Consider the following 395-nt stretch of genomic DNA (forward strand, 5'->3'; position numbering starts at 1 on the left):
CGCGCCTTGCGCTTGGCAGCCTGAAACAAGCCATTGATGGCCTCGATGAAGCCGTTGGTTTGGCGAGTCTGAGTCCAAGCGATGATGCCGTCGAAGTGGCGGCGAATCATTCGCGCCACCTCCTTCATCGGCTCGACCTTCGAGCGCATGACGTTGGTACACCATTGCCGCAACATCTCGGAGACGACATGGATTTGCTTGCGCTCGAGAATCTCGCGCAGTTGCTCGCGGTACAGCCAGGCGCGGGCGGTGCGCTTGGTGGCGTACTGTCGCACCAGAGCATTGAGGTCGGTCAGTTGAGCCAGATTCAGTTTGTGCACGTCCTTGAGCAGCGCCCAGCGCATGCCTTTGAGTTGCGGCTCGACTTTCTGCTCCTGGCGGCGCATCGCATCGAG

The 395-nt window shown here is 60.3% G+C and carries 1 protein-coding gene; it reads right to left on the reverse strand.

All coding sequences use genetic code 11. From position 1 onward, the window contains the following. Window positions 1-395, reverse strand: a 395-nt coding sequence (locus tag GWC77_RS28425) for a transposase (protein WP_173262982.1), incomplete at both ends; no start/stop codon positions are given.

It is taken from the genome of Paraburkholderia sp. NMBU_R16, assembly GCF_013282575.1.
Classification (GTDB): Bacteria; Pseudomonadota; Gammaproteobacteria; order Burkholderiales; family Burkholderiaceae; genus Trinickia.